Raw genomic sequence first — 8,238 nt, 5'->3', positions numbered from 1 at the left:
TGCAGCCTCACCCGCCCCACCCGGGGTCACAGCACAACGTAACAACACGAAGTAACTGCACCTACGAACTTAAGGAACGAGCAATGTTCGAAACGCCGCTGACCGTCGTCGGCAACATCGTCAACGATCCGATCCGCCGCCAAGTCGGTGACCAGGAGGTGATGAAATTTCGCGTCGCCAGCAATTCGCGCCGCCGCGGGCCCGACGGCAACTGGGAGCCCGGCAACTCGCTGTTCGTCAGCGTCAACTGCTGGGGCCAGCGGCTGGTGTCGGGCGTCGGCGCCTCGTTGCGCAAGGGCTCGGCCGTGATCGTCGTGGGACATGTCCACACCAGCGAATACGAGGACCGCGACGGCATCCGGCGCTCGACTCTGGAGATGCGCGCGACCTCCGTCGGCCCCGACCTGTCTCGCTGCATCGCCCACGTCGAAAAGACGGTCGCCGTCGAGGCGGACACCGCGGCTTCCTCGGCATCCGAACCCGCGGCCGACGACGCCGAAGCCGACGCCGAAACGGGGCTGGCGCTATCGGCCTAGGAGCGCCACTGCAGCAGGTGCCTAGGATGGGCGGCGAGCAACCGAGCGGGTCGCCGCCATCAGACTCGCAAACCAGAGAGGTAACACTGCTGCATGGCTGAGTTCATCTACACGATGAAGAAGGTCCGCAAGGCGCACGGCGACAAGGTCATCCTCGACGACGTCACGCTGAGCTTCCTGCCGGGAGCCAAGATCGGCGTCGTCGGCCCCAACGGGGCGGGCAAGTCGAGCGTCTTGCGGATCATGGCCGGCCTGGACAAGCCCAACAACGGCGATGCCTTCCTGGCCACCGGCGCCACCGTGGGCATCCTGCAGCAGGAGCCGCCGCTGGACGAGACGAAAACGGTCCGCGGCAACGTCGAGGAGGGGCTGGGCGACTTGAAGGTCAAGCTCGACCGGTTCAACGAGGTCGCCGAGCTGATGGCCACCGACTACACCGACGAGCTGATGGAGGAGATGGGCCGGCTGCAGGAGGAGCTCGACCACGCCGGCGCCTGGGACATCGACTCGCAGCTCGAGCAGGCGATGGACGCGCTGCGCTGCCCGCCGCCCGACGAGCCGGTGACGCACCTGTCCGGCGGCGAGCGGCGCCGGGTGGCGCTGTGCAAGTTGCTGCTCTCCAAGCCCGACTTGCTGCTGCTCGACGAGCCGACCAACCACCTCGACGCCGAAAGCGTGCAGTGGCTCGAACAGCACCTGGCCGCCTACCAGGGCGCGATCCTGGCCGTCACCCACGACCGCTACTTCCTGGACAACGTTGCCGAGTGGATCCTGGAGCTCGACCGCGGCCGCGCCTACCCCTACGAGGGCAACTACTCCACGTACCTGGAGAAGAAGGCCGAGCGGCTGGCGGTGCAGGGCCGCAAGGACGCCAAGCTGCAAAAGCGCCTGCAAGACGAGCTGGCCTGGGTGCGGTCGGGGGCCAAGGCCCGGCAGGCCAAGAGCAAGGCCAGGCTGCAGCGCTACGAGGAGATGGCCGCCGAGGCCGAGAAGACCCGCAAGCTCGACTTCGAGGAAATCCAGATCCCGCCCGGCCCGCGGCTGGGCAACGTGGTTGTCGAGGTCGACCACCTCGACAAGGGCTTCGAGGGCCGCACGCTGATCAAAGACCTGTCGTTCACGCTGCCCCGCAACGGCATCGTCGGCGTCATCGGCCCCAACGGGGTGGGCAAGACCACGCTGTTCAAGACCATCGTCGGGCTCGAGCAACCCGACAGCGGCACGGTCAAGGTCGGCGAGACCGTCAAGATCAGCTACGTCGACCAGGCCCGGGCCGGGATCGACCCCAAGAAAACCGTGTGGGAAGTCGTCTCCGACGGGCTGGACCACATCGAGGTGGGCCAAAGCGAAATCCCGTCGCGGGCATACGTTTCGGCGTTCGGATTCAAGGGCCCCGACCAACAGAAGCCGGCCGGCGTGCTCTCCGGCGGCGAACGCAACCGGCTCAACCTCGCGCTGACGCTCAAAGAGGGCGGCAACCTGATCCTGCTCGACGAGCCGACCAACGACCTGGACGTCGAAACGCTGGGCTCGCTGGAGAATGCGCTGGAGAAGTTTCCCGGCTGCGCGGTGGTGATCTCGCACGACCGCTGGTTTTTGGACCGGACCTGCACCCACATCCTGGCGTGGGAGGGCGACGCCGACAACGAGGCCAAGTGGTTCTGGTTCGAGGGCAACTTCGGCGCGTACGAGGAAAACAAGATCGAACGGCTCGGCGTCGAGGCCGCGCGTCCGCACAGGGTGACGCACCGCAGGCTCACCCGCGACTAAGGTCGGCGATACCAGCGCTGGTAGGCGTGCGTAGTCAGGAGCAGTCGGCATGACGGGTGATCCGCGGGCTGAGCGAGATCGCCCGGCTTCTCCGGCCGAGGACTTTCCGCCGTGGATTCCGCGCGCGTACACCGCCACCTACCGCGGACCGCACGGCGACGCACCCGACAGCGAGCGGCAGTTCGCGGATACCGCCGTCATCAACCGGGCCGCCGTCAAGGCGGTGACGCCGGCGATGCTGCGCGCCCACTTCCGGCTGGCCCGGCACCGCGCACCCGGTGAGACGCGGGTCGCGGTGTACTCCGCCGACGACCCCGCCGGCTTCGGGCCCGCGATGCAGGTGGTCACCGAACACGGCGCCATGCTGATGGATTCGGTGGCGGTGTTGCTGCATCGCCTCGGCGTGGCCTACGTCGGCATCATGAACCCGATATTCGCGGTGCGCCGCACCGCGGACGGAGAGCTGGTGGGCGTCGGACCCGACGTCGGCGACGGCGCACCGGACGGTGTGGACGAGATGTGGATCCACATCCAGCTCTCGCCGTCGGTACACGGCAAGGCGCTGGCCGAAGCCGAACGCCTGTTGCCCAACGTGCTGGCCGACGTGCGCCAGGTCGCGGCGGATTCCACCGCCATGGCCGCTGCCCTCGACGGCCTGGCCGGCCAGGTCGAAACCAACACCGACGAACACTTCTCCGCCCCGGACCGCAACGACGTCGCCGCACTGTTGCGCTGGTTGGCCGACGGGCATTTCGTGCTGCTCGGCTACCAGCGCGGGGCCGTGCGCGACGGGCAGATCTCGGTCGACGAATCGTCCCGGCTGGGGGTGCTGCGGCTGCGCAAGGCGTCACGTCCCCGGTTGGCCGGCGACGACAAACTGCTGGTGCTGGCCCAGGCCACCGTGCCCAGTTATGTGCGCTTCGGCGCCTACCCCTACATCGTGGTCATCCGCGAAAACGCGGGCGAGCGCACGATCGAACACCGCTTCGTCGGCCTGTTCACGGTCGCCGCGATGAACGCCAACGTCCTGGAGATCCCGTTGATCGCCGGGCGGGTCCAGCAGGCACTCGAGTTGGCCGAACGCGACCCCAGCCATCCGGGCCAACTGCTGCTCGACATCATCCAGACCGTCCCGCGCTCGGAATTGTTTGCGCTCAGCGCCGAACGGCTGCTGACCATGGCGATGGCCGTGGTCGACCTTGGATCGCGGCGCCGTGCTTTGCTGTTCCTGCGCGCCGACCAACTCGGACAACTGGTTTCGTGCCTGGTGTATCTGCCACGCGACCGCTACACCACGGCGGTCAGGTTGGAGATGCAGGACATCCTGGTCCGCGAGTTCGGTGGCACCAGCCTGGAATACACCGCCCGGGTCAGCGAAGCCCCTTGGGCGCTGGTGCATTTCGTGGTCCGCCTGCCCGATGCGCATACCCCCGTGGACACCTCCGAAGACAACCGGACCCGCATCCAGGCCCTGCTGACCGAGGCCGCCCGGACCTGGGCCGACCGGCTGCTCGGCGCCGTACAGACCGGCGCAATACCGCAGGAGCAGGCCGAACACTACGCCGCGGCGTTCTCGGAGGGCTACAAACAGGCCGTCACCCCCGCCGACGCCATCAAAGACATCGCCGTCATCGAATCGCTGACCGACGACTCGGTCAAGCTGGTGTTCTCCGACCGCGACGAGGACGACGGAATTGCCCTGCTCACTTGGTATTTGGGCGGGCGAACCGCCTCGCTGAGCCGGCTGCTGCCCATGCTGCAATCGATGGGCGTGGTGGTGCTCGAAGAGCGGCCGTTCGCCGTCACCCGCTCCGACTCGCTGAAGGTGTGGATCTACCAATTCAAGATCTCACCCCATCCGACGATCGCACTGGCGCCCGAAGGGCCTGAGCGGGAAGCCGCCGCGCAGCGGTTCGCCGACGCGGTGACCGCAATCTGGCAGGGCCGCGTGGAGATCGACCGGTTCAACGAGCTGGTGCTGCGGGCAGACCTCACATGGCAACAGGTCGAGGTGCTGCGCGCCTACGCGAAGTACTTGCGGCAGGCGGCTTTTCCCTACAGCCAGACCCACATCGAATCGGTGCTCAATGAGAACCCGCACACCGCCGCGGCGTTGGTGGCGCTCTTCGAGGCGCTGTTCGAGCCGTCTGGCACGTCCAAGAGTCGCGACGCGCAAGCGGCGGCCGCCGCCGTCACCGAGGACATCGACGCGCTGCAGAGCCTGGACACCGACCGGATCCTGCGGGCTTTCGCGTCGCTGATCCAGGCCACACTGCGCACCAATTACTTTGTGACACACGAAGATTCGGTGCGGGCTAAAAACGTGCTGTCGTTCAAGCTGGACGCCCAACTGGTCGACGAGCTGCCGCTGCCGCGGCCCAAGTTCGAGATCTTCGTGTACTCGCCCCGTGTCGAGGGTGTGCACTTGCGCTTCGGTCACGTCGCCCGCGGCGGGCTGCGCTGGTCGGACCGCCGGGACGACTTCCGCACCGAGATCCTGGGCCTGGTCAAGGCGCAGGCGGTGAAGAACGCCGTCATCGTGCCGGTCGGCGCCAAGGGCGGGTTCGTCGTCAAGCGCCCGCCGCTGCCGACCGGTGACGCCGCCACCGACCGCGACGCCGCCCGCGAGGAGGGCATCTCCTGCTACCAGCTGTTCATCTCCGGGCTGCTGGAAATCACCGACAACGTCGACCACACCACCGGCGAGGTCAGCGCCCCGCCCGAGGTGGTGCGCCGCGACGGGGACGACGCCTATCTGGTGGTGGCCGCCGACAAGGGCACCGCTGCGTTCTCCGACATCGCCAACGACGTCGCCAAGTCCTATAACTTCTGGCTGGGCGACGCGTTCGCCTCCGGCGGCTCGGTGGGCTACGACCACAAGGCGATGGGTATCACCGCCCGCGGCGCGTGGGAAGCCGTTAAGCGGCACTTCCGCGAAATGGGCGTCGACACCCAAAGTGAGGACTTCACCGTCGTCGGCATCGGCGACATGAGCGGCGACGTGTTCGGCAACGGCATGTTGCTGTCCAAGCACATTCGGCTGCTGGCCGCCTTCGACCACCGGCACATCTTCCTCGACCCGGATCCCGACGCCGCCCGCTCGTGGGAAGAACGCAAGCGGCTGTTCGAACTCCCGCGCTCGAGCTGGGACGACTACGACACGTCGCTGATCAGCGAGGGCGGCGGGGTATTCAGCCGCGAGCACAAGGCCATCCCGATCAGCGAGCAGGTCCGCGCCGCGCTGGGCATCGACGACGACGTCGCCGAGATGGCGCCGCCCAACCTGGTGCGCGCCATCCTCAAAGCACCGGTGGACCTGCTGTACAACGGCGGAATCGGCACCTACATCAAGGCCGAAACCGAATCCGACGTCGACGTGGGCGACCGCGCCAACGATGCGGTACGGGTCAACGCAAACCAGGTGCGCGCCAAGGTGATTGCCGAGGGCGGCAACCTCGGTGTCACGTCGCTGGGCCGCGTCGAATTCGATCTGTGCGGCGGCCGGATCAACACCGACGCTCTGGACAACTCGGCCGGCGTGGACTGCTCCGATCATGAGGTCAACATCAAGATCCTGATCGACGCGCTGGTCACCGCCGGCAAGGTCAAGCCCGACGAGCGCACCTGGCTGCTGGAATCGATGACCGACGAGGTCGCCGAATTGGTGTTGGCCGACAACGTCGACCAGAACGATCTGATGGGCACCAGCCGGGCCAACGCCGCAAGCCTGCTGCCGGTGCACGCCGACCAGATCCGCTACCTGGTCGCCGAACGCGGGCTCAACCGGGAACTCGAAGCGCTGCCGTCGGAGAAGGAGATTCACCGGCGCACCGAGGCCGGCCTCGGGCTGACTTCACCCGAACTCGCCACGCTGATGGCGCACGTCAAACTCGGGCTCAAAGACGAACTGCTGGCTACCGACCTGCCGGACCAGGAAGTGTTCGCGGCCAGGTTGCCCAGGTACTTCCCGTCGGTGCTGCGGCAGCGATTCGGCAGCGAAATCCGCTCGCACCAACTGCGCCGCGAGATCGTCACCACCATGCTGGTCAACGACGTGGTTGACACCAGCGGGATCACCTACGCCTACCGGATCACCGAGGACGTCGGGGTGGGCCAGGTCGACGCCGTGCGCACCTACGTTGCCACCGATGCAATTTTCGGAGTCGGGGAGATATGGCGGCAGATCCGTGACGCGGACGTGGCTGTCACGCTGTCCGACCGCATGACGCTGGACACTCGCCGGCTGATCGACCGCGCCGGACGCTGGCTGCTCAACTACCGTCCCCAGCCGCTGGCGGTCGGCGCCGAGATCAACCGATTCGCCAAGAAGGTGCAGGAGCTGACGCCGCGGATGTCGGAGTGGCTGCGTGGTGACGACAAGGCGATCGTGGAAAAGGAAGCCGGCGAATTCGTTTCGCAGGGCGCATCCGAGGAGCTGGCCTACATGGTGGCGACCGGGCTGTACCGTTATAGCCTGCTGGACATCATCGACATCGCCGACATCGACGAACGCGACGCCGCCGAGGTCGCCGACACGTATTTCGCGCTGATGGACCGGCTGGGTACCGACGGGCTGCTGACCGCGGTGTCCGAACTGCCGCGCACGGACCGTTGGCATTCGTTGGCCCGGTTGGCTATTCGCGACGACATCTACGCGTCGTTGCGGGCGTTGTGTTTCGACGTGCTGGCCGTAGGCGAGCCGGATGAAAGTGGGGAAGAGAAGATCGCCGAATGGGAACACACCAGCGCGTCACGGGTCGAGCGGGCGCGCCGGACGCTCACCGAGATCTACGAGAGCGGGCAGAAGGATCTGGCGACATTGTCGGTGGCAGCCCGCCAGATTCGGCGCATGACACGGACGAGCGGACGGGGATCGTCAGGGTGAGCACAGGATTCGTCGCGCCAGTTCCGGTGCGCTGGTCGGACATCGACATGTACCAGCACATCAACCACGCGACCATGGTCACGATTCTCGAAGAAGCCCGCGTCCCGTTCCTGCGCGAACCTTTCGGCGCCGACATCACCACGATCGGCCTGTTGATCGCCGACGTGCGGGTGACCTACAAAGACCAGCTGCGACTGGCGGATTCGCCGCTGCAGGTGACCATGTGGGTGAAGCGGTTGCGCGCGGTGGATTTCACCATCGGCTACGAGGTGCGCTCGGTCAACGCCGATCCGGCGTCCAAACCGGCCGTGATCGCCGAAACACAGCTGGCCGCAGTCCATATCGACGAACAGCGGCTGGTGCGGCTCACGCCGGCGCACCGGGAATATCTGCAGCGGTGGCAACGGTAACCGAACGGGGACTGTGGCTGGGTGATGCCACCCAGCGCGGCGATCTGGCCGCATTCGTCGAGCGGGCGTTGCGGCTGGACGACGCCGCGGTGATCCGGCTGCGCGCCCGCTCCGATCAAGTGCTGACCGCGTGGGTGGCCACGGGTTTCGACGTGCTGGCCAGCAGGGTGGTGGCCGGCAGCCTGCGACCCGCCGATTTGTCCGTGGGCGCAGACCAATTGGCGCGCGGGCTCTCGGTGATGGACAGCGCCGGCTACGTCGACCCCGGCTTCCCGATGGATTCCGCGTGGCGCGGCGCGCTGCCGCCGGACACCGGGTTCACCCACCTCGACGACGTGCCGGCGCGCCTGATGCTGGATTTGGCGCAGCGCGGCGCGGCGTTGGCCAAGGAGCACGGCAGCGCCCACGGCCCGCCGGCGTCGCTGCTCGACCAGGAAGTGGTGCGGGTCAGCTCGGCCGACGTCAGCGTCGGCGTTCCGATGCGCTGTGTATTCGCCCTTACCGCAATGGGTTTCCTGCCACAGTCACCGGAGGCCGTCGACGCCGACGAAATCGTCCGGGTCCGGATCTTGCCGACCTGGTTACGCATCGACGCCCGCTTCGGCTCGGTGTATCGCCGCCGCGTGCTGTTGTAGCG

5 protein-coding genes are annotated in these 8,238 nt (G+C 67.1%); all 5 read left to right on the top strand.

Translation table 11 applies throughout. The features are described from left to right. Positions 1-83: 83 nt before the first annotated feature. The 5 genes from ssb to AWC14_RS09425 all read left to right on the top strand — a co-directional run bounded on the left by ssb (position 84) and on the right by AWC14_RS09425 (position 8,236). Entirely contained in the window at positions 84-536 is a 453-nt protein-coding gene (gene ssb / locus AWC14_RS09445) for a single-stranded DNA-binding protein (protein ID WP_045380693.1), read from the top strand. A gap of 93 nt (positions 537-629) precedes the next feature. Beyond that, complete coding sequence (gene ettA, locus AWC14_RS09440) at positions 630-2,306, top strand: energy-dependent translational throttle protein EttA (RefSeq protein WP_045380690.1); 1,677 nt, start codon at positions 630-632, stop codon at positions 2,304-2,306. A gap of 49 nt (positions 2,307-2,355) precedes the next feature. After that, complete coding sequence (locus AWC14_RS09435) at positions 2,356-7,191, top strand: NAD-glutamate dehydrogenase (RefSeq protein WP_045380688.1); 4,836 nt, start codon at positions 2,356-2,358, stop codon at positions 7,189-7,191. After that, the gene (locus AWC14_RS09430; protein ID WP_045380686.1) at positions 7,188-7,601 is read left to right on the top strand and encodes an acyl-CoA thioesterase; all 414 of its coding nucleotides are present in this window, start codon (positions 7,188-7,190) and stop codon (positions 7,599-7,601) included. The genes AWC14_RS09435 and AWC14_RS09430 overlap by 4 nt, the downstream gene beginning before the upstream one ends. Next, positions 7,589-8,236 (top strand): DUF8010 domain-containing protein, encoded by a 648-nt coding sequence (locus tag AWC14_RS09425; RefSeq protein WP_045380684.1) that lies wholly within the window; start codon positions 7,589-7,591, stop codon positions 8,234-8,236. Before AWC14_RS09430 ends, AWC14_RS09425 begins: the two co-directional genes overlap by 13 nt. Positions 8,237-8,238: the final 2 nt, after the last annotated feature.

It is taken from the genome of Mycobacterium kyorinense, assembly GCF_002101735.1.
In the GTDB taxonomy this organism is placed as follows: domain Bacteria; phylum Actinomycetota; class Actinomycetes; order Mycobacteriales; family Mycobacteriaceae; genus Mycobacterium; species Mycobacterium kyorinense.
The sequence above is the reverse complement of the archived record's forward strand: the minus strand, read 5'-3'. Positions and strand labels throughout refer to the sequence as shown.

Excerpts from the sequence above, each read along its gene's own strand:
- ssb (WP_045380693.1), top strand. The coding sequence starts at position 84 with ATGTTCGAAACGCCGCTGACCGTCGTCGGCAACATCGTCAACGATCCG.
- AWC14_RS09435 (WP_045380688.1), top strand. The coding sequence starts at position 2,356 with ATGACGGGTGATCCGCGGGCTGAGCGAGATCGCCCGGCTTCTCCGGCC.
- ettA (WP_045380690.1), top strand. The coding sequence starts at position 630 with ATGGCTGAGTTCATCTACACGATGAAGAAGGTCCGCAAGGCGCACGGC.